Below are 21,014 nucleotides of genomic sequence, written 5' to 3'. Positions count from 1 at the left end.
TTTCCAGAATATTAGCATAGTTTTTAAGAAATAATTACTAATTGAATTCAGAGATCATTTCTTCATAATCTCCTTCAATTTCTTCTCATATGCTTTGGCATATCGATACATACCCAGGTCATTGGGATGAGTTCCGTCCACAAAATCATCCACACCTAAATTGATTTCCTCTTTTGTCAAATAATAAACTCCCTTTACAGCTGAGTTTTCCAAGAGCTGAAAGGTTTCTTTTAACATGACATTAAGGCCTTCGTAAATAACAGCCTTCTCTTCATTTACCAAACCATCCGAATATCCTGCATGCTCAGTGAGGAGAATTGGAATTTCAGGATGTTTTTGTCGGATGGATTTCACAGCATACAGATATTTTTCTTGGATTTCTCCCATTATATAGCCTGCTCCTGGTCCTAGATTTGGCAAGCAATCAATTACAAACAGCCCTGCATCAACTTCATTGACCAAATCCACTACTTCTTTCTCCATTCTACCATTGCCAGAAAATGCCAAATTGATAACAGGGTAATCCAAATCTCTTTCTAAAATCCCAGTCCAAGCCATTCCTGGACGAGATGCACAAGCCCCTTGAGCAATGGATGTCCCATAAACCAAAATTGGTTTTTCAGCTCTTTTGGTTAAGAAAGCAAATTCAGCTTCGGCCTTTACTCCTATTTCCATTCTTTTCAAACCATTGTAGAGAGGAAAAAACAGATAAAAGTCTTTGGCCAATTTCTGTGAATTATCCAGTCTAAATACCGCTTTCACAGAATCTGAAAAATTGTAATTCCCTTTGATCCAAAGCCAATTTCCATTTTCATCTTTGGTATATAAGTCCAATCCTGAAACTCCCGTAGTTGGCATATGGTACATATTGAGATTACCAGTTACCTCATAATTCACTTTGATCTCTTCACTACTTGTAGAAAATCTCAATACCAATCCAGCAGTTTGTCTCGACAAATTCCAGACAGGTTTTCTCACTTGCTCTTCAGCCGAAACTGGAAGCCGATTAAAACCAATATCATCCCATCCTCTCCCCTCTAATGCAGCCATCATTTCGGGACTTTCTTTGAACCATTTGAATTCTTGGGAATAGGTAAAAAAATTGACACAAAAAAGGAGGGTTATTAAGGAAATGGTAGCTCTCATTTAGATTTTTTATTGATGAATAAAATCGAAAGAATAGAAAATAGTTTTAAATGACTGACTCAACTGGCCACATTTGATATTGCAGAAACAATATTTACTTTCATAAATCAATTAAATTTTAAGGAGATTGATTTATGATAGTTACTAAAGGTATCAAATTTTCCACCCTGATGAGAATGTCTGGCCATCATATTGTATGGCTTTTGGCATTTACAGGGGCCGTGGCAGCATGTTATTATTATAAAATTTTGGATATGGCTATCCCATGGCTTCCAATCTCTGTAATTGGTACTGCTGTGGCATTTTATGTTGGCTTCAAAAACAACCAAGCCTATGATAGAATGTGGGAAGCGCGCAAGATCTGGGGAGGAATCGTCAATGACAGCAGAACCTGGGGAATGATGGTTGATAGCTTTATCACAAATCAGTTTACTGATAATCCTCAATCGGAAAATCAACTTAAGGAAATCAAAAAGCGATTGATATATCGGCATATCGGATGGCTTTATGCACACAGAAGTCAACTTTTAGTACCTACTTCATGGGAGCATGTCAGCCAATCTGGGCATATAGGTAAGTCTGCGGGATATTACCAAAAGAACTTTGGTGTAGGTTTATTGCATGATGATGACGCCGGAAACAATCTGATACAATTCCTTCCGCCAAATGAATATGAGGCCTTAGTCAAGGCCCAAAATACAGCTACTCAAATAGTCAATGAACAATCTCGAGACCTAGTCAAGTTAAGAGAACAAGGCCTATTGAATGACTTTAGACATATGGAAATGGAGAAAGTTCTGAGAACTTTCTATGAATTGCAGGGCAAAAACGAGCGAATCAAAAAATTTCCATTACCTAGACAATACGCAAATATGAGCAGATACTTTGTTGCCATTTTTATATTTCTATTGCCTTTTGGGATGATCCCAGAATTGGTAAAAATCGAAAATTGGAGGTTTTGGCTTTCCGTACCTCTCACCTCATTGATAGGCTGGATTTATGTCATGATGGAAATTATAGGAGACTATTCTGAAAATCCTTTTCAGGGCATGGCCAACGACATTCCCATGATGTCATTATGTAGAACGATTGAGATTGATTTGAGAGAAATAATGGGTGAAAAAGACCTTCCTCCGGCAATCCACGCCAAGGATGGAATTTTAATGTAGAACCATATTTCGGTGTGCAATAATTTGCTCGAAAGAGCTAAAAACAAAATCATAAGTCAATTTCTAGCTTAACCATAAAAAATTCTATTTTTCACTCAGTGCATTTCAATATACTAATTTTGGACTTTGCAATAGGTTTTATGGTTCGTACATTAAAACTTTAATATTTCCAAAATAAAATTTTGAAATAACTAATCAATACTCTAGTTTTCAATGTTTTATGTGAGTTATTGGAAGTTAATAATAGCTTCCCTTCACCCACGAATTCTTTCATAAAACTGAAAAACTATGAAGATTGGAATTCTTGGAGGGACTTCTTTAGCAAAGGCCCTCGGCAAAAGGTTCATCGACGCAGGACTCAATGTAGTATTTGGCGTTAGACCTGACTTTGACACTGAGGAGGCTGAGTGGAAGATCATGAACAGATTACATCACCGAATCTGTCCTTATGAATCTGCTATCATTCAGGCAGATTTTATATTAATCTGTTCTGAAAATGGCTATCTACCTGAAATATGGGTAGCTCTAAAAAACACAGATACTGAAGGTAAAATGATTATTGACTGTACCAATGCCAAGTTTGATAAAAAGCTTAGCAATGGAAATACACAATTGATCAAAAAAGCTGCACCAAAAGCTCACCTTTTTAAAGCTTACAATAATTTGGGTCTGGATTACCCTCAATCAGATGTTTTAGGAGTAATCAAAGAGACTTATTTCTGCGGGGATGATGTTCCTGAGAAATTACGTGTCAAACGTTTGATCGAAGTGTCAGGCTTCAATGCTGTAGATGTAGGAAAAATATCCAATGCATCTTTATTAGAGGCATTTTACCATTTAAGAAATGAAATTTCCTGGAATAAACAGGAGCACCAGAATTACCATTTCAAATTGGTTTCGATTTAATTTTTTTCATTTCATCAGAGTCAAATTCTTATACTTTTATCTGATTTAGGGCAAGGAGCCGAAGGCTTTTTGCCTTAATTTTTATAGTTTCGAATAATTAATGGATTAAAACCAATTTTCGGTCTTTGGTAAAAGACCTATTTCATTCGGATGAAAGAATTCAATAAAAAAATTCTCGTAATTGATATTGGAGGTTCCAATGTGAAAATTTTAGCAACAGGGCAGCCTGAAAGGATAAAAATTCCCTCAGGTTCAGATTTTTCCCCAGATCAAATGGTGCCTCTTGTCAAGGAACATGCTGCCGGATGGGAATATGATGCGATCACCATTGGCTTCCCAGGTGTTGTTAAACACAATAAAATTATCAATGAGCCTGTAAATATGGGTTCAGGGTGGACCAATTTCGATTTTCAAGCTGCTTTCAATTGCCCTATCAAAATCATCAATGATGCTGCTATGCAAGCATTGGGAAGCTTTGAAGGGAAAAAGCTTCTTTTCTTAGGACTTGGAACAGGACTCGGAACTTCAATTGTGGTTAATAAAACCATTATTCCAATTGAGGGAGGCCATCTTCCTTACAAAAAATCAACTTTCGAAAGCTATATAGGAAAGCCCTTTCTATTCAATAATGGTCAAAAGCGATGGGAAAAGCACGTTTTCAAGACTATTGAGATCTTTGCTGATGCTTTTCAACCTGAAGATATTGTACTAGGTGGAGGCAATTCCAAATTACTCACACAAGTACCTGAAGGATGCCGCTTGGGCACCAATCAAAATGCTTTTAAAGGTGGCTTCCGACTCTGGGAGGATGACTACTGGGTATAAAAAAAGGCTCAAATTTTAAAATTTGAGCCTTTTTTATGTTTTAATTGGTCAGGATTAATTCTTTCCGATTAACCTTCTTAAGTAAACTCCATAGCCACTTTTTCCCAATTTATCCGCAGCTTCCAGCAGCTTTTCTTTTCCGATAAAGCCACTTCTGTAGGCTATCTCTTCGATACATCCGATTTTTAATCCTTGGCGCTCCTCAATCACTTCTACGAATTGCGCTGCTTGAAGTAAGGACTGATGAGTCCCTGTATCAAGCCAAGCAGTTCCCCTATTCAAAATCGCCACTTGCAAAGCTCCCATTTTGAGATATTCATTATTGATATCGGTGATCTCCAACTCCCCTCTTGGGCTTGGTTTGATGTTTTTTGCAATCTCAACTACCCTATTGTCATAAAAATACAATCCAGGAACCGCATAATTTGACTTTGGTTCAACAGGCTTTTCTTCAATGCTTATTGCTTTCTGGTTTTCGTCAAACTCCACTACCCCATAGCGCTCAGGATCATTGACATGATAGGCGAAAACTACTCCACCTTGAGGATCCACATGCTCCCTCAAAGTACGGTGGAGTCCAGATCCATAGAAGATATTATCTCCGAGAATCAATGCTACCTTATCGTCACCTATAAACTTTTCACCAATGATAAATGCCTGAGCCAAGCCATCTGGCGATGGCTGAACCGCATATTCAAACTTACAACCTACCTGAGATCCATCTCCCAATAATTTTTGAAAGGCTTCAGAATCATCTGGGGTAGTTATGATCAAGATTTCGGTAATTCCAGCCATCATCAAAACTGACAGCGGATAATAAATCATGGGTTTATCATAAACAGGCATGAGCTGCTTGCTCACAGAAATTGTCAATGGATATAGCCTTGTACCAGACCCACCTGCCAAAATAATTCCCTTCATTGGATACGTATTAGATTCTTACAAGAAATCCTTCTTTTCAAGAAGGATTTACAAAAAACAAAAACTAGATTAAGTCCTAAAGCTACAATAACCCGAAATGAAAGAAAAATTATCATGAAAATCCTTCTGATTTCATTAGGTACCCGAGGTGATATAGAGCCATTTTTAGCACAAGCAGAACTATTAACTCAAAGCGGTCATGAAATTCTTTGCCTTTTCCCTGAGCAATTCAAAGAGACAGTTGAAAAGCTTGGATATGGCTTCTTGGGCTTTGATAAGCGTTTTCTTGAATTGTTAGAAAGTCAGAGCGGAAAAAAAGTCATGGGTGGAGGCGGCGGATTGAGTCAGTTAAAAGGCTATTTCAACCTAGTCAAAGATTCATTTAAGATTCAGGGAATCATCCAAGCTCAACAAAGACAAGCCATCCAAACTTTTGACCCTGATAAAGTACTATTTCATTCTAAAGCATTGTATTGCTATTTGGGAGCTTTGGTAGATCCCACTCGCTATTTCCTTTTGACTCCTATTCCTTGCATTACGCATCCAACCTTTCAGTTTTCTCACATTGGACTGGCAAAATGGAAATTATCTGAAAAGTGGAATTTCAAAAGTTTCGGATTAGTCAATAGAGCCAGACATATGGTTCTTAAGAAATATTGGAAAAAGTATTATATGGATTTTAAAGACTCAGGAAAAGAATTTAAAGACCTAGCAAATTTCGAAAAGACAGAATTAGAAACGCTATACACCATCTCTCCTAGCTTGTTTCCTAAACCAAAAAATTGGCCCAATTCAGCTCATTTGGTGGGTTTCTATCAAAGAAATCAACAAAAAGATTTTCAACCAGCACCAGAATTGACAGAATGGTTAGCCAATCATCCTAAAGCAATTTTGGTCACTTTTGGATCGATGAGTAATCCCAAACCAAAAGAGCATTCCCAAATGATTATCGATGCATTGGTCGCAAATCAAATTCCTGCAATCATTAACCTTTCTTGGGGTGGCTTAAGTAAAATAGAAAATAGTCCAGAGTCGATTTTCTATGTAGAACAAATACCCTATGACTGGATTTTGCCTCAGCTTTACGGCATGATTCATCACGGAGGGTCTGGTACCACTCATTATGCGGCATTGTCAGGTTGCGTACAATTCATTATACCACATATTATAGATCAATATTTTTGGAATAGACTCATAAATGAAAGAGGACTAGGTCCTTTAGGTACTTCAATCCATCAAATGAAAAAAGAGAAGTTTGAGTCTGACCTAAAGGATTTTTATACAAATTCAGATTATAAAGTAAAAGCTTCTCAAATAGCACTTCAGATGAAGTCCGAGACAGACCCCATCCAATTAACAAAACTCATTACCCAATGAAAAACCTTTCTCAGTCACTTCAATTGGCAATTTCTTTAGCTCTTTTGGTAGGAACAATCACCTCTTGTGAGAAAAAAGAAGAGCTTGGTTTTACCGAATCCACCAATGAGAAATACCGCCCAGAATATCATTTCACTCCTCCTTTTGGATGGATGAATGACCCAAATGGCTTGGTATATCAGGATGGAATCTATCATCTTTTTTATCAGTACTACCCTGATAGCACTGTTTGGGGTCCCATGCATTGGGGACATGCTACTACACAGGATTTGGTCAGCTGGTATCATGAAGATATCGGGCTTTATCCTGACTCTCTGGGATATATTTTCTCAGGAAGTGCTGTATTTGATGCCGAAAACAGTTCCGAATTGGGAACAGATGAGAACCCTCCTTTAGTCGCTATTTTCACTTACCATGATATGGAATCTGAGAGAGCCGGAAATGAGGACTACCAAAGTCAAGGCATTGCATTTTCTACAGATAAAGGAAAAACATGGACCAAATATGAAGGAAACCCGGTCCTACCTAATCAAGGTATTCGCGATTTTAGAGATCCAAAAGTCAGTAGAATTACCAATATCAATGGAGAAAAGGTCTGGTTGATGACTTTGGCGGTAAAAGATAGAATTCAATTTTATGAATCTCCAGACTTAAAAAACTGGAATCTACTGAGTGAGTTTGGACAAACAATTGGCGCACATGGAGGAGTTTGGGAATGTCCAGACCTCATTCCGATGTCTGCTCCAAATGGTGATCAAAAGTGGATTTTGTTTGTCAGCATCAACCCTGGTGGACCGCAAAAGGGATCAGCAACCCAATATTTTATCGGAGATTTTGATGGAAAAACATTTACTCCAGATGATGAGCAAGAGCAATGGATAGATTGGGGGACAGACAATTACGCTGGAGTCACTTGGTCCAACTTACCGGAAAGTAGAACCAACCCACTTTTCATTGGTTGGATGAGCAATTGGCAATATGCTCAAGTAGTTCCAACAGAGTCCTGGCGCTCAGCGATGACTATCCCAAGGGAATTGGAGCTTTTTGAGGCTAATGGCAAACTTCATCTGAAATCAATTCCAGTTCCTGAGATCAAAGACCTCAGATCAGCCCCTATCCAAGCAAATGACGGAATAATTCCATTACCTTCTCAGTCATTTGAATTTCAAGCTGAAATATCTAATTCAACAGATTTTGGATTTGAAGTCTCTAATGAAAAGGGAGAAAAACTGGTTTTCTCAAAGGATGGAAATGAATTTAGCATAGACAGAACCCAATCAGGAATTATCGATTTCAATGAGGATTTTGCCAAGAAAATTTCTGCCAACATGGATTGGGAAGCTAAAAGTATAAGAGTCTTCTTTGATGCTCATTCTACCGAGGTTTTTATCAATGAAGGGGAATTGACCATGACTGTAATATCCTTTCCTTCAAGTCCTTGGAAGAATATCGAAAATATCCATGGCTTGGATAACTCTGAAGTTTATGACATTAAAAATAAATAACCTTTCCTATTGACATTTTCGTTAATAATCACGAAAATTCAAGAAGGTTTCTTTTCTAAAATGTATAAAAAGCTATCAATTTCTGTTCTTTCCTTGAGCTGGATCTTTGGTCTGATAGCTTTACTTTCCTTTAATCCGGTTAATGGACATGGATTAGATCAAGTTGAAACCTCAGTGCATGAATCACTGACAACTGCAATTTCCAATCCCTTAGCATTTGTTTTAGATGCTGAACTTGAGATTCCCAAATTCAAAATTGATTGGAATACTTTTGGAAAATTGAATTCAAATTGGTCTTTCCAGCCAATAGAGCATGTTTTAGGATCAGTTTGGAATCAAATCCCTCCAAAAAGCCATGCGCTTTTTGATGTCAAAATCACTTTCATCCAATTTTTCTATACCTGGTAAATGGGCTGTTTAATCTTTTGATAAACAGTATTTAAACCATTTTACAAGTATATACATGATAACTATTGATTCTGCGGCACTGATCGTGTCCTCATTTTATTTCAGTGGCTTTGTTGCCCCATTTGCTATTCATTCCTATAAAATCAAAAACTATAAACACGAACAGGATGTGAATTTTGAAGCTCTCAGCGAAGAAAGTCATACACATCCAGAAAAAAGCCAACGTTGGAGAAACCATTATCAGCTTGGTTTAGACAGCGCGAATAAAAAGCTGCTGTATTGCAGATATGGACATTATCCTACCCAAACTGTAATAAATCTTGAAGATTACAATAAAGTAAGTGTACAGGAGAAGTTCCACCACGTTCAAGTCAATAAAGAAAAAAGAACCATTGTGGATTACGTAGCTCTTCAATTTCACCCTAAGGATTCCAAAGGGCCTTCCAAAACATTGGAAATATATGATGGAAACATGTTTTCCGATTTGGCGGGAGAAAGAGTCCTGGCCAAAAAATGGAAAGGCTTGATTGAGTCTCAATTAACTGCATAATCCGAGAGAGGGGCCTTTGCCCCTCTTTTTTTTTCTCTACCCCTATTTCTCAGCTTTTTATCCAAAATTTTTAAACAATCATTTGTTTTATTAAACAGTGTTTAATTAAATTTGACCGTTCACAAAAATTATCATGGGAATAGCTGATAGAAAAGAAAGAGAGAAAGAAGAACTAAGAGCATCCATTTTGGAAGCGGCAAGAAAGCTGTTTTTAGAGAAAGGTGTCGAAAAAACTTCTATTCGAAATATTGCAGACCTGATTGAATATAGTCCTGGAAGTATATACCATTATTTCAGGGATAAAAATGAGATATTCCATGCTTTACACCAGGGAGGTTTTCAAGCGCTCGGCGAGAAAATGCAAGTCCTTGGATCTGTACAAAACCCTATGGAAAGGCTAAAAGCCATGGGAAGTATTTATATAAGGTTCGCTATGGAAAACCCTGATATGTACGACCTTATGTTCATCAAAGAAGCTCCCATAGATCATCTCTATGACCAGGAGCATTGCGATTGGAAAGAAGGTGCAGGGGCATTTGATACCTTAAGACAAACCATCTCCCAATGTATTGATCATGGATACTTTAAAGGTCATGATGTAGAACCTCTATCTTATATGATATGGTCAACGGTTCATGGAATGGTTTCATTAAATATTCGAAAAAGATGCGAAGTGATTGATTTTGAGGACAAAGATCAGATAGTAAACCTGGGACTTCAATCCCTATTTAAAATATTAGACCAACTCTAATATTTTTTTACCCAACCATTAAACAGTGTTTAATTTTATCACGGTGTTATAATTATGAGTCAAAAATTAATTCTAACCTCTATTTTTTTCACACTCCTCCCCCTTACAGTAATAAGTCAAAATGTATTGGAGAAGTATGTAAATGAAGGAATAGAGAACAACCTTAGTTTGCAGGAAAAGAATATCTCATTAGAGCAAAGCCTACTTGCTTTGGAGACTGCTAAAAGCTATTTCCTTCCTGCCGTTGATTTTGGATTTACCTACAATCTTTCCAAAGGAGGTAGAAGTATACAGCTTCCTATTGGGGATTTATTAAATGATGTCTATTCGACATTAAATGATCTAACTTCTTCCGATCGATTCCCTTTGGTTGAAAATGTTTCTCAGCAGTTTCTTCCCAATAATTTCTATGATGCCAGATTTCGGATTACACTTCCAGTAGTAAATCCGGATCTACATTTCCAAAAAGAAATCCGGGAACAACAGGTCATCGTTTCAGAGCTTGATTTGGAAATCTATCGAGCAACCTTGATTGAGGACATCAAAACTGCCTATTATAATTATTGTACAGCTTTCAAAGCAATTGAAGTCCTTGAAAGTTCTGCTGAGCTTGTCCAAAGAAATTTAAAGGACAATCAGTCCCTTCTGGAAAATGGAAAAGGATTGCCTGCGTCCGTATTAAGAGCCGAAAGTGAGGTAGAAAATATCAGAGCGCTTATGATTGAGGCAGAAAACAGGAAGCTAAATGCATCCTATTATCTCAATTTCCTAATCAATAAGCCTTTGGATTCAGAAGTGATTTATGAATCACAAGATATAGATCAAGCTCATTTACAGGCACTTTTGATTGAAGACAATTTGGATACTCGTCCAGAATTACTCCAAGTTTCTACGCTTCAACAAATTCGGGAAACTTCTCTCCTCCAAAGCAAACGTTATTGGGTGCCACGAATCAATACTTTTGCAGATTTAGGAAGCCAAGAGTTCAATTTTGAATTCAGTACTCAGAATTCTGCTTATGCATTTTTTGGTTTGAATCTGAACTTTCCAATTTTCCATGGAGGGAGAAATCAACAACATATCCGACTATCCGAATTGAATTTGGTAGCTAGTAATCTTCAGAAAAATCAATTGGAAAATAAGCTATCCATGGACCTAAAGATGGCAAAAAATGCCGTCATAAGTAGTCAGGCAGCTCTTAAGTCCTCAGAAAAGAAATTGACTTCATCAGAAGCTTACCTCAGATTGGTGGATAGAGGGTTCCGAGAAGGTGCCAATTCATTAATTGAATTTATAGATGCCAGAAACCAATACACTCAGGCATCTTTACAGCAAACGATCAACACTTACAGCTTGCTGATTTCCCAAACTAAATTAGAAAGACAACTCACGATTGATAATTACTGATCATGAATACATACCAATATACTTTACCATTTCTTTTTATCCTTTTTATAGGAATCTCCTGTACTTCCAGTGAAGAAAAAACAAGCATTCCAAAGAAAGGAAATCCAGTTCCGGTTACAGTTTTGAAATTGAATAAATCGGATTTATCTAGTCCTATTTCGGCAAGTGGAAACTTCACCACCAATGACGAAACAGTCCTTTCCTTCAAAACAGGAGGCATTATTTCCAAAACTTATGTGCAAGAAGGTGATCCAGTTAGAAAAGGACAACTACTGGCTTCTTTGGATTTGACTGAAGTTCAAGCGGGTCTCAATCAGGCCAAACTAGCCTTGGATAAAGCAAAACGAGATCACGATAGAGCTATGCGACTCTATACAGACTCGGTTGCTACATTAGAGCAGTTTCAAAACAGTGAAACAGCACTTCAAATTGCTCAGGAACAATACAATTCTGTAGAATTCAATCTGGAATATTCCCAAATCAGAGCCAATCAAAATGGCTATGTTCTCAGAAAATTTGCCAATAATGGACAGCAAGTAGGCCCCGGAACCCCAGTCTTTCAAATCAATGGTGCACAGGATAGTCCTTGGATATTCAAAGCAAATGTCAATGATGTCAATTGGGCATTGATTCAAGAGGGAGACTCTTCTCAAGTCTTATTGGAAACTACTTCAGAGCAGACCTTTAATGGAAAGGTTGTTCGCAAAAGCAGAGCAGCAGACCCCTACTCTGGTTCTTGGTGGGTCGAAATCCAAATCCAAAACCCTCCAAAGAATGTTTTAGCATCCGGGCTTTTTGCAAGATCTGAAATATACCCATCAAAGCAATCAGAGGGCTGGGAAATCCCTTACGCGTCTCTTTTCGATGCACAAGGAGATCAAGGATATGTCTTTGTCGTTGGTAAAAATGGTCAAGCAAGTCGAGTACCAGTTCAATTAGGAAGAATCTCTAATCAAACAGTCCAAGTCCTTTCTGGCCTGGAAAACTTTGACCAATTGATTGTTTCGGGTTCAGCTTATTTATCTGACAATTCTCCAATCCAAATTCAATAGGCTATGAAGATTTCAGATTTTTCAGTCAAGAACTACCAATTCACGCTGATCATATTTTTGATGATTGTGGCTTTGGGGACTACGACCTTTTTCAGCATGCCTAGATCAGAAGATCCTATGCTGGAAGCTCCTATGTATCCCATCATTGTGATTTACCCTGGTGCCAGTCCTGAAGATATGGAGGAGTTGGTGGTGGATCCAATGGAAAAAGTCATCTATGAACTAGAGGACATCAAAAGGATAAAGACCGAGATCAAAGACGGAGTAGCTGTCATGATGGTGGAATACAATTACGAGGAAGATGTCAGTGAAAAATACCAGGAATTGGTTCGTGAAATCAACCTTTTACGCTCTGATCTACCAGAGGATATCTATTCCATCGATGTGAACAAAGTAAGCCCATCCGATGTAAATGTGCTCCAATTGGCTCTAATCAGTGAAAATGCATCAGAAGAAGCCTTAATGGAAGAAGCGGAAAGGCTTCAGGATCAGTTGGAAAAAATTACCGAGCTGAAGAAAGTTGAAATTCATGGCATCCCAGACCAAATCGTAAGAGTCGATTTGAAATTGGATCGCATTGCAGAGATGAAAATCCCTCTCAATGCAATAATTGGGAATATTCAGAGCGAATTGGCGAATATCCCTGGCGGTAGCATCGATGCTGGAACAAAAACTTTCAACATCAAAACCAGTGGAAACTATAGCAGTGCGGAAGAAATCGGTGAAACAATCATTTTCAGTGCTGCAAGCCAAAATGTTGCTCTCAAAGATGTAGCATCAGTTTATCCTGATTTTGATGAAAGCAAACATTTGACGAGGCTGAACGGCTATCGATCTGTTTTTGTGACAGCGGCTATGAAAGAAGGGAACAACATTAGTTCGGTACAGGAAAAGTACTTGGCTTCTTTGGATGAATTCAAAATTGAAGTACCCCAGAACATTGATTTTGTTGTTTCATTTGATCAAGGTGATTACGTAAATAGGCGTCTAGGAGGACTAGGAGTAGATTTTCTAATAGCTATCGGCCTTGTATTTATCACACTCCTTCCATTAGGGAATAGAGCTTCCCTGATTGTGATGATCTCAATTCCACTTTCCTTGTCTATTGGCTTGGTCTTACTCAACGCCCTGGGTTACGGTCTAAACCAACTTTCAATTGTAGGATTGGTGGTAGCGCTAGGTCTTTTGGTGGATGATAGTATTGTGGTGGTTGAAAATATCGAGCGATGGATTCGGGAGGGACACAGTAAACAGGAAGCGGCACTAAAGGCAACCAAACAGATTTCTATTTCAGTTGTGGGTTGTACTGTTACCTTGATTATTGCCTTTTTGCCATTGGTTTTCCTTCCAGAAGGCTCAGGAGATTTTATCCGAAGCCTTCCAACTGCTGTGATTATGAGTGTCTTGGCCTCAATGCTCGTCTCTTTGACCATCATTCCATTCCTATCCTCCAGATTGCTTAAAGACCACGCAGGACATGGAAATAAGGTATTGGATATTTTCCAAAAAGGAATCCATATGAGTTATGCTCCTGTATTGGAAAAAGCTCTAAATATGCCCAAAAGGACATTATTGATTGCCTTTGGTATCTTCATAGCCTCCTTGATGCTATTTCCAATCATTGGATTTAGCCTTTTCCCAGCCTCAGAAAAACCCCAATTTCTAGTCAATATCACTACTCCTCTTCAGTCTAGCCTAAAGACAACGGACTTAGTGACCCAAGAGGTAGAGAAAGAGATTATCGAATTGCCTCAGTTGAAAAATTTCGCAACTAATGTCGGTAAAGGGAATCCACGAATCTATTACAATGAAAATCCTGAGAACGAACGTACAGACTATGCTCAGATTTATGTTCAGCTAGACCCTGAAACTTCTCCTCCAGATAAAATGGATGTCATTTCGCAGCTTCAGTCCAAGTTTGCAAACTACCCGGGAGCAAAAATTGAAATCAAAAACTTTGAGCAAGGACCTCCTGTCACAGCACCAATTGAGGTACGTTTGAGTGGTGAAAACTTGGACAGTTTACGGACTTTGGCTGCAAAAGTGGAAACACTTCTTCAACAAACTGAAGGGACCATTTATGTAAACAATCCAGTCGCAAATTTGAAGACTGATATTCGGGTTGCCATTCAAAAACAAAAAGCCCGTCAATTGGGAGTCGGAATAGTTGATATTGACAGAACCGTGAGAATGGCGATCGCAGGATTGGATTTGGGAAAATTCACCGATTTGAAAGGAGATGAAAGGAACATTGTTTTGTCAACTCCTAGGGTAGAAAAAGCAAGTTTGGAAAACTTCAAAGGTCTTTATGTCAACTCAATGCAGGGAGTCGGAATCCCATTGGACCAGATAGCGAATTTAGAATTGGAAAGTTCCACCTTGGCAATAGACCATTACAACAAAGCCAGAACGGTCTCCGTTACTGCCTTTGTAGACTCCAATTTCTTGGTAGACAACGTATTAAACGATGTGATTTCTCAAATGGAGGAATTTTCATTTCCGCAAGGATACAATTATACCATGGGAGGAGAATACGAAACAAGACAGGAATCCTTTGCCGGTTTCAACACGGTGATTATCGTCACAGTTTTCCTATTCATTGCTGTATTAATTTTGCTTTTCAAAACCTTTAAGAGCACAATTATCGTACTCTCTGTCATACCATTGGGAATGGTAGGCGCATTAACCGCTCTTTGGATTACTGGAAACTCGCTCTCATTTGTAGCTATTGTCGGGCTAATTGCTTTGGCCGGCATAGAAGTGAAGACCTCCATTCTTTTGGTGGACTTTACCAATCAATTGAGACAAGAAGGAAAAGGACTGGTAGAAGCAATCCGGGAAGCCGGTGAATTACGTTTCTTACCGATAGTACTCACAACCATTACAGCGATCGGTGGATTAATCCCAATCGCACTGAGTACCAACCCTTTGATTTCGCCACTGGCAATTGTCCTTATCGGAGGATTGATCAGTAGCACCTTGTTATCCAGAATCGTTACACCGGTAATGTACTTGTTGTTCCCTCCTAAACTATGAAACATGAACCAACAATTTACTCTACTAAAAAAAGCCGCTGAAGTCTTCCATTCCTATGGAATCAGTCTATCCGGCGCAAGAAAAAATGATCATTTCATTCAAAAATTGAATATGGATCCAATTTTCATCAATGGATTAATTTTCGAATTGGAATATCAACTTCAATTATTCCTTCAGGATGAAAAACTTCAAAAGGCAGCCACTCCCAAAGAGTTAATTGCTTTGTTTTTGGAAATCCCTCAAGACAACTAAGCTGAAATAATAAATCCAGAAGAAATTCAATTCTGGCATACTATTTTGAGCATTTGAGCGTGAAAAAGAAAGGTTAGCTTTCCAAATCCCCTCAAATGCTCAAGTATAGTTTTACCCTTATTGCCTGTCTGATTTCATCCCTTGTTTTCGCCCAAAATTGGGATTACGATGATTATTCGGACTATTCTTGGAAGACTTTTTATCGTTTTGAGCCGATTTATCAAAACTTAGATCCAAGAGACATTGACTACCCCTTACTTCATGCAGCTATTTTTTATGTCACCAATGAGCATCGGGTAAAAAATGGTTTGAAACCCTTTAGACATTCAGACAAAATTGAACGTGCCGCTGCTGGACATGCCTCAGACATGGCCAAATATAATTTTTATGGGCACCAAAGTAAGATCAGAAATAAAAGACATTTGAGAGACCGGTTTCAAATCGTAGGTTTAAACCCAATCCTAATCGCAGAGAATATCAGCTCAACTGCCGGAATCCAATATGAATATGGCCGAAAAGTAAATCGCCCTCAAAGTCCTGGTGAGTTTACCTACATGACTTCCAAAAGAGAACCTGTTCCTCCTCACACTTATATTTCATTTGCAAAAGAGATCGTTCGACTTTGGATGGAATCTCCTGGACATCGAAAAAATATCCTGAACCCAAGTCTCACACAAATGGGAGCAGGATCATCGGTCTATGCAGAAAAAAACTTCTACAACATGCCCTATTTCATGAATGTGCAGTGTTTTAGTGGTGACTAACTTAGAAATACGCCATTTGCCGTATTGATGAATCTGTTGCTTTGAAGGAATTTTGAATATCATTTTAAACCTTTTAAGCGATGAAATTCAAATTCTTTAAGTATCTCCTTATCCTAACTTTCGGAGCATTTTTATTCACTTCCTGTAGTGATGACTCTGAAGATCCCATTGAACAGACTTCTTCCAATCCCATCCCTGAACCGGGTGATGCTGATGGGGTAATGGCCGCAATCAAAGCAAAATCCAATACTCCTGGCGGAACCACTGTTCCAGGTTTGGGAGACATTTATTTGGACGTAGCCTCCGCCAATTTTTACTCTGCCTCAGGTGGTGGCTCTTTGGTAAATGTAGGAGCCGTTTCTTTAAACGATTTCGACCTTCAAACTGTCAGCAATTCTTACATCAACAACTATACAGACATCACTTTGGATATCAATTCAGGCCAAGTAAATGATTGGATTGTCGCAGGTGCTAATGGTTTTGATGGTTTTAGTCATAGCACTACTAAAAAAATGCCTTCAGTGGTCAAATTCGCAACTTCTGTAACAGAAACCATCAGCATTTCTGGAGATGTAACCTTAGCAATTGAATCTATCCCATCCAACTGTGATAATATACTTTGGTTGATATCGGATGGTAGCAAAGTAGTTACTAAAGAAAGCAAAACTACCTCTGTGACCTTCACGGCTTCTGAATTAAGCGGAGTAAAAACAACCAGCAATGGGATTGTGCAGGCTGCAGCGTATAATAGCGAGAGTAAAACTTTTGGAGGTAAGAAAATCTATTTCATCAATGAAACGGTGGATAGTAAGTATGTGACTTTGAATTAAGTAAGTCAATTTCAAAAAAGGGTTGATTCTGGTTCTTCAGAATCAACCCTTTTTTGAATTCTAAATCAAAATCATCATTTTTTTCTGTCCTTTTTCCTATAGGTGAAAAAGGACCAATACCGATAAGTATCGGGATACGGGACCACCGCTGTCAATTTTTGGGTTAAAATCAAAATAATTTAGTGATTAGAATTCTTAACTAGGCTAAAACTCCAAAGTTTTTAAACACCAATAGTTAATTCAATTCCAAGTATTCAATCTATTGATTGTACTTTTGGCATGGCCCAAAATGTACCAAAAGGCCTAGTCGCAGCTAAGCTTCCACCCGCAATACCCACGCATGCCCCGCGGCTGCGACGACCCACCGCACCAAAAGAATGAAGGTATTTTCAAAATTCAAAAGATCTGGAATTGTAGAAGGTTATTAGAATGGTTTGGAATCTGCTTTGAAGTGGCTGGTGACGGATTGAGGTCAATATGCGTGAAGAATATCGAGGATGGTGACTTTTGGTCTTTCAAAAGTTACATAAACTAAACCGCCATTCTCTTCCACTTCCCTCTTTTAAAGAAATACAGTGAGACTAATGCATGGAAAGAATGAGCAAATGCAATGGCTATAAATATTCCTAAAAAGCCAAATCCCAAAGGAAATGCCAATGCCCAAGCCAAAGGAACTTCAATGCACCAAAGTACCCCGATATTGATCCAAGCTGGCGTTTTGGTATCTCCTGCCCCATTAAAAGCCTGAGTCAATACCATCCCGATTGCAAAGAATACATAGCCTAAAACAATCACCCAAAGCCCTTGAGCGGCGATATCCTGAACTTCGGGAATGTCGGTGAAGAAACCAGCCAGTTGCTTGGAAAACAACAAATAGATTCCGGTAACAGAGGCCATGAAAATCACATTGTATTTGGTGGTCAACCAAACTGCTTCCTCGGCCCTTCCAACATGTTTTGCTCCCAGATTTTGCCCCACCAAAGTTGCTGCAGCTCCAGATAAACCCCAAGCAGGTAAAATGGTGAAAATCAATACCCTCATGGCTATGGTATAACCAGCCAAAGCAGCAGAACCAAATTCGGCATTCATTCTTGTCAAAGCCAACCAAGCGACTGAGTCAATTAAGAATTGTCCCATTCCACCTATAGCGATATCCAAGATTTTGCGGATGGTCTTCCAGCGGACTTTGATGTTTTGAGTCAGGATATGAAGCTTGTGTTTCCCATTGAACAAATGGTAAAGCTGATACAGAACCCCCAAACCTCTGCCCAAAGTGGTTGCAATTGCAGCTCCATCAAGACCCCATCCGGCCCAGCTTCCAAATCCAAAAATGAAAAGTGGATCCAAAACGATATTAAAGCCATTGGCTATCCACAAGGCTCTCATTGCCAAATGAGGCTGACCTGCACCTCTAAAAGCTCCATTGATCAGGAAAAGCAACATAATAGCTGAATTCCCCGCAAAGATGATTTTGGCATAACTCACCCCAATCTCCAACACATCCGCCTCTGCTCCCATCAATTGAAGAATATCTTTGGCCAAAAACCATCCTCCTAAACCCAAAAGAACAGAAATCCCTCCTCCTACTAACAATAACTGAAAGGCAGCATCTCCTGCTTTTTCGTATTCCTTCTCTCCAAAACGTCTTGAAATCAAGGCTGTGGCAGCCATACTGATACCGAATCCAATGGCATATACCAAAACTATGACGGACTCCGTCAATCCGACAGTGGCGATGGCACTTTCACCCAATTTGGCAACAAAGAAAATATCCACAACCGCAAATGCAGACTCCATCATCATCTCCAAAATCATTGGAATGGCCAAAACCATGATGGCTGTTTTCAGGGAAAGAACAGTAAAATCCTGTTCCTTACCTAGGATGGCATCTTTGATTAATTGAAAAGTCATAATGGGTAAAAAAGGTTGGTTATGAAAATTGGAATCCAAAAATAGAGTATTGCTTGGTTTTCAATCCTTTTCAGAGCTTTATTATTCCAATATTTGAGTCTGAAGCTGTCACTTTTGAATTTTGAACCAAATTCCTTTGTAATTTTGAATCAAATTGAACTGTTAGATCATCAGTTCGGTTTTCCACGTATTGTAATCGAATGGACCTTGAATCCATTAATGAATGCAGCTATGAATCAAAAACCAAGAGTAGTCGTAGGACTTTCCGGAGGAGTGGATAGTTCTGTTGCAGCCCATTTGCTTATCGAGCAAGGCTATGAAGTCATCGGCATGTTCATGAAAAACTGGCATGATGAATCCGTGACTATTTCCAATGAATGTCCTTGGATGGAAGACTCCACAGATGCCATGCTTGTGGCAGAAAAGTTGGGAATTCCCTTTCAGGCAATTGACCTGAGTGAAGAATACCGCGAGAGAATCGTGGATTATATGTTCTCAGAATACGAAGCAGGACGAACCCCAAACCCGGATATTTTGTGCAACCGGGAAATCAAATTCGATATTTTCCTTAAAGCCGCTCAAAAGCTTAAAGCTGATTTTGTGGCAACTGGTCATTATTGTCAAAAAGGAAGCCTGGAAAAAGATGGCCAAACAGTCTTTCAATTATTGGCAGGAGCTGATCCCAACAAAGATCAAAGCTATTTCCTTTGCCAACTTTCCCAAGATCAATTAGCGAAAGCCCTTTTCCCAATCGGACATCTGCAAAAGTCTGAGGTTCGTGCAATTGCCAAGGAACTGGATCTGATTACTGCAGAAAAGAAAGACTCTCAAGGACTTTGTTTTATTGGAAAAGTACGTCTTCCCGACTTTCTTCAGCAGCAACTCAAGCCTAAAAAAGGTAGAATTCTGGAAATTCCTGAAAATTTGGAAATCTATCAGAAGTATCAAATCCCCGCAGGTTTGGATGTAGAAGATTTGGATGAAGAAACTCTTCAAGGTCTTGCCTATCCTATCCATTATTCTCAAAATCAGGGAAAAATGGTGGGAGAACATAATGGTGCACACTATTTCACAGTAGGCCAAAGAAAAGGCCTTCATGTGGGAGGAACAGGTAAACCATTGTTTGTCATTGCTACGGACACTCGTGAAAATGTCATCTACACCGGATTGGGAGATGAACATCCAGGGCTTTTGAGAAATGCTCTTTTTGTAAAAGAAGATCAAATTCATTGGATCAGAGAAGATTTAGAATTGAATCCAGGAGAATCTGCTCGATATCAAGCTAGAATCAGATATAGACAACCACTAGTCGGTGCAACCCTGCTCAGAAAGGAAAATGGACTGTATGTCCTATTTGATCAGCCACAAAAAGGAATCGCCTCAGGCCAGTTTGTTGCCTGGTATGAAGGCGAAGAGTGCATTGGATCTGGAACAATTTTCTAATTTCACCAGCCGGAATTTTCCGGCTTTTTTTTATGGATTTAGAAATCATCTACCAAGACGAATACCTCGTTGCTATCAATAAACCATCAGGCTTATTGGTTCATAGAACCTCCATGGCTGCTGAGGAACAATCTGCCTTTGCCGTGCAACTTCTCAGGGACCAAATTGGACAGAGAGTCTATCCAGTTCATCGCTTGGATCGACCTACCAGCGGTTTATTGCTTTTTGCACTATCAGAAGAAATCCTTCCTTTACTTAAATTCCAATTTGCTGAAAGACAGGTAAATAAAACCTATTTAGCTGTAGTGAGAGGAATTCCCCAAGAGCCCGATTTCAAAGTTGACCAAGGGTTAAAAAATGAGAAATCAGGGAAAATTCAGGAAGCTTTCACTGAATTCTCATTGATTCAGAGCGCTGAAATCCCTTTCGATACCACCGGAAGATATCCAACTAGTCGATATTCACTTGTTCAGGCCTTTCCAAAAACCGGAAGAACTCATCAAATCAGAAGGCATTTAGCTCATAAAAGGCACTATATCCTGGGAGACAAAAAGCATGGCAACAACAAACAGAACCATTTTTTTGAAACTCAATTTGGATTAAAAAATCTGCTACTCCACGGACATCAATTAGAATTCACGCATCCCGTTTCCTCCCAGAAAATCCTGCTTACAGCATCTATTCCCCAGCATTTTTCTAAGATTTTAGAAGATTTAGGGATGAATTCCCAAGAATTACACCGGCAACTATAAGCCTTTCTT

19 protein-coding genes are annotated in these 21,014 nt (G+C 38.9%); 16 read left to right on the top strand and 3 right to left on the bottom strand.

Features of this window, described 5'->3' with window-relative positions; translation table 11 throughout:
* Positions 1 to 54: 54 nt before the first annotated feature.
* Complete coding sequence (locus BUF13_RS02115) at positions 55 to 1,146, bottom strand: SGNH/GDSL hydrolase family protein (protein ID WP_073570093.1); 1,092 nt, start codon at positions 1,144 to 1,146, stop codon at positions 55 to 57.
* Between the two features lie 170 nt (positions 1,147 to 1,316).
* Between BUF13_RS02115 and BUF13_RS02110 the strand changes: the two genes are divergently transcribed.
* From BUF13_RS02110 to BUF13_RS02100, 3 genes are all read left to right on the top strand, one after another.
* A complete protein-coding gene (locus BUF13_RS02110; protein WP_243839680.1) occupies positions 1,317 to 2,315 on the top strand; it encodes a bestrophin family protein in 999 nt (332 codons plus the stop codon).
* Between the two features lie 288 nt (positions 2,316 to 2,603).
* A complete protein-coding gene (locus BUF13_RS02105) occupies positions 2,604 to 3,221 on the top strand; it encodes an NADPH-dependent F420 reductase (protein ID WP_073570091.1) in 618 nt (205 codons plus the stop codon).
* Between the two features lie 150 nt (positions 3,222 to 3,371).
* The gene (locus BUF13_RS02100; RefSeq protein WP_073570090.1) at positions 3,372 to 4,046 is read left to right on the top strand and encodes an ROK family protein; all 675 of its coding nucleotides are present in this window, start codon (positions 3,372 to 3,374) and stop codon (positions 4,044 to 4,046) included.
* Positions 4,047 to 4,100: 54 nt separating this feature from the next.
* Here BUF13_RS02100 and rfbA read toward each other — a convergent pair whose 3' ends face one another.
* Positions 4,101 to 4,967 carry a glucose-1-phosphate thymidylyltransferase RfbA gene (gene rfbA / locus BUF13_RS02095; RefSeq protein WP_073570089.1) on the bottom strand — a complete coding sequence of 289 codons (867 nt, stop codon included), beginning with the start codon at positions 4,965 to 4,967 and terminating at the stop codon, positions 4,101 to 4,103.
* A 114-nt stretch (positions 4,968 to 5,081) separates the two neighbouring features.
* Here rfbA and BUF13_RS02090 point away from each other — a divergent pair, with 114 nt between their 5' ends.
* The 11 genes from BUF13_RS02090 to BUF13_RS02040 all read left to right on the top strand — a co-directional run bounded on the left by BUF13_RS02090 (position 5,082) and on the right by BUF13_RS02040 (position 16,899).
* Complete coding sequence (locus BUF13_RS02090; protein WP_073570088.1) at positions 5,082 to 6,344, top strand: glycosyltransferase; 1,263 nt, start codon at positions 5,082 to 5,084, stop codon at positions 6,342 to 6,344.
* A complete protein-coding gene (locus BUF13_RS02085) occupies positions 6,341 to 7,849 on the top strand; it encodes a glycoside hydrolase family 32 protein (protein WP_073570087.1) in 1,509 nt (502 codons plus the stop codon). The genes BUF13_RS02090 and BUF13_RS02085 overlap by 4 nt, the downstream gene beginning before the upstream one ends.
* Positions 7,850 to 7,909: 60 nt before the next feature.
* Positions 7,910 to 8,257, top strand: coding sequence for a hypothetical protein (locus BUF13_RS02080; protein ID WP_073570086.1), 348 nt, complete (start codon positions 7,910 to 7,912; stop codon positions 8,255 to 8,257).
* A gap of 55 nt (positions 8,258 to 8,312) precedes the next feature.
* On the top strand, positions 8,313 to 8,807 hold the full coding sequence (locus BUF13_RS02075; protein WP_073570085.1) for a hypothetical protein: 495 nt from the start codon (positions 8,313 to 8,315) through the stop codon (positions 8,805 to 8,807).
* A gap of 133 nt (positions 8,808 to 8,940) precedes the next feature.
* On the top strand, positions 8,941 to 9,558 hold the full coding sequence (locus tag BUF13_RS02070) for a TetR/AcrR family transcriptional regulator (protein WP_073570084.1): 618 nt from the start codon (positions 8,941 to 8,943) through the stop codon (positions 9,556 to 9,558).
* A gap of 54 nt (positions 9,559 to 9,612) precedes the next feature.
* Positions 9,613 to 10,965 (top strand): TolC family protein, encoded by a 1,353-nt coding sequence (locus tag BUF13_RS02065; protein WP_073570083.1) that lies wholly within the window; start codon positions 9,613 to 9,615, stop codon positions 10,963 to 10,965.
* A gap of 2 nt (positions 10,966 to 10,967) precedes the next feature.
* Positions 10,968 to 12,017: an efflux RND transporter periplasmic adaptor subunit gene (locus tag BUF13_RS02060; RefSeq protein WP_073570082.1), complete on the top strand. Its 1,050-nt coding sequence runs from the start codon at positions 10,968 to 10,970 to the stop codon at positions 12,015 to 12,017.
* A 3-nt stretch (positions 12,018 to 12,020) separates the two neighbouring features.
* A complete protein-coding gene (locus BUF13_RS02055; protein ID WP_073570081.1) occupies positions 12,021 to 15,053 on the top strand; it encodes an efflux RND transporter permease subunit in 3,033 nt (1,010 codons plus the stop codon).
* A gap of 3 nt (positions 15,054 to 15,056) precedes the next feature.
* Positions 15,057 to 15,305 carry an acyl carrier protein gene (locus tag BUF13_RS02050; protein WP_073570080.1) on the top strand — a complete coding sequence of 83 codons (249 nt, stop codon included), beginning with the start codon at positions 15,057 to 15,059 and terminating at the stop codon, positions 15,303 to 15,305.
* A 95-nt stretch (positions 15,306 to 15,400) separates the two neighbouring features.
* Positions 15,401 to 16,069, top strand: a complete 669-nt coding sequence (locus BUF13_RS02045) for a CAP domain-containing protein (RefSeq protein ID WP_073570079.1) — start codon at positions 15,401 to 15,403, stop codon at positions 16,067 to 16,069.
* Between the two features lie 80 nt (positions 16,070 to 16,149).
* Positions 16,150 to 16,899 carry a hypothetical protein gene (locus BUF13_RS02040; RefSeq protein ID WP_073570078.1) on the top strand — a complete coding sequence of 250 codons (750 nt, stop codon included), beginning with the start codon at positions 16,150 to 16,152 and terminating at the stop codon, positions 16,897 to 16,899.
* Between the two features lie 531 nt (positions 16,900 to 17,430).
* Here the strand turns inward: BUF13_RS02040 and BUF13_RS02035 are convergent.
* Positions 17,431 to 18,810 carry an MATE family efflux transporter gene (locus tag BUF13_RS02035; protein ID WP_073570077.1) on the bottom strand — a complete coding sequence of 460 codons (1,380 nt, stop codon included), beginning with the start codon at positions 18,808 to 18,810 and terminating at the stop codon, positions 17,431 to 17,433.
* Between the two features lie 231 nt (positions 18,811 to 19,041).
* On the opposite strand from BUF13_RS02035, the gene mnmA reads away from it, so the two are divergent.
* Both mnmA and BUF13_RS02025 read left to right on the top strand, forming a co-directional pair.
* A complete protein-coding gene (gene mnmA / locus BUF13_RS02030) occupies positions 19,042 to 20,253 on the top strand; it encodes a tRNA 2-thiouridine(34) synthase MnmA (RefSeq protein WP_073570811.1) in 1,212 nt (403 codons plus the stop codon).
* Positions 20,254 to 20,285: 32 nt separating this feature from the next.
* Positions 20,286 to 21,005: a pseudouridine synthase gene (locus tag BUF13_RS02025; protein WP_073570076.1), complete on the top strand. Its 720-nt coding sequence runs from the start codon at positions 20,286 to 20,288 to the stop codon at positions 21,003 to 21,005.
* The last annotated feature ends 9 nt before the right edge of the window (positions 21,006 to 21,014 follow it).

The sequence above is a fragment of the Algoriphagus zhangzhouensis genome (assembly GCF_900148515.1).
GTDB lineage: Bacteria > Bacteroidota > Bacteroidia > Cytophagales > Cyclobacteriaceae > Algoriphagus > Algoriphagus zhangzhouensis.
The sequence above is the reverse complement of the archived record's forward strand: the minus strand, read 5'-3'. Positions and strand labels throughout refer to the sequence as shown.

Coding starts and splice junctions, on each gene's coding strand:
- BUF13_RS02115 (WP_073570093.1), bottom strand. CDS start 1,146: ATGAGAGCTACCATTTCCTTAATAACCCTCCTTTTTTGTGTCAATTTT.
- BUF13_RS02110 (WP_243839680.1), top strand. CDS start 1,317: ATGAGAATGTCTGGCCATCATATTGTATGGCTTTTGGCATTTACAGGG.
- BUF13_RS02105 (WP_073570091.1), top strand. CDS start 2,604: ATGAAGATTGGAATTCTTGGAGGGACTTCTTTAGCAAAGGCCCTCGGC.
- BUF13_RS02100 (WP_073570090.1), top strand. CDS start 3,372: ATGAAAGAATTCAATAAAAAAATTCTCGTAATTGATATTGGAGGTTCC.
- rfbA (WP_073570089.1), bottom strand. CDS start 4,967: ATGAAGGGAATTATTTTGGCAGGTGGGTCTGGTACAAGGCTATATCCA.
- BUF13_RS02090 (WP_073570088.1), top strand. CDS start 5,082: ATGAAAATCCTTCTGATTTCATTAGGTACCCGAGGTGATATAGAGCCA.
- BUF13_RS02085 (WP_073570087.1), top strand. CDS start 6,341: ATGAAAAACCTTTCTCAGTCACTTCAATTGGCAATTTCTTTAGCTCTT.
- BUF13_RS02080 (WP_073570086.1), top strand. CDS start 7,910: ATGTATAAAAAGCTATCAATTTCTGTTCTTTCCTTGAGCTGGATCTTT.
- BUF13_RS02075 (WP_073570085.1), top strand. CDS start 8,313: ATGATAACTATTGATTCTGCGGCACTGATCGTGTCCTCATTTTATTTC.
- BUF13_RS02070 (WP_073570084.1), top strand. CDS start 8,941: ATGGGAATAGCTGATAGAAAAGAAAGAGAGAAAGAAGAACTAAGAGCA.
- BUF13_RS02065 (WP_073570083.1), top strand. CDS start 9,613: ATGAGTCAAAAATTAATTCTAACCTCTATTTTTTTCACACTCCTCCCC.
- BUF13_RS02060 (WP_073570082.1), top strand. CDS start 10,968: ATGAATACATACCAATATACTTTACCATTTCTTTTTATCCTTTTTATA.
- BUF13_RS02055 (WP_073570081.1), top strand. CDS start 12,021: ATGAAGATTTCAGATTTTTCAGTCAAGAACTACCAATTCACGCTGATC.
- BUF13_RS02050 (WP_073570080.1), top strand. CDS start 15,057: ATGAACCAACAATTTACTCTACTAAAAAAAGCCGCTGAAGTCTTCCAT.
- BUF13_RS02045 (WP_073570079.1), top strand. CDS start 15,401: ATGCTCAAGTATAGTTTTACCCTTATTGCCTGTCTGATTTCATCCCTT.
- BUF13_RS02040 (WP_073570078.1), top strand. CDS start 16,150: ATGAAATTCAAATTCTTTAAGTATCTCCTTATCCTAACTTTCGGAGCA.
- BUF13_RS02035 (WP_073570077.1), bottom strand. CDS start 18,810: ATGACTTTTCAATTAATCAAAGATGCCATCCTAGGTAAGGAACAGGAT.
- mnmA (WP_073570811.1), top strand. CDS start 19,042: ATGAATCAAAAACCAAGAGTAGTCGTAGGACTTTCCGGAGGAGTGGAT.
- BUF13_RS02025 (WP_073570076.1), top strand. CDS start 20,286: ATGGATTTAGAAATCATCTACCAAGACGAATACCTCGTTGCTATCAAT.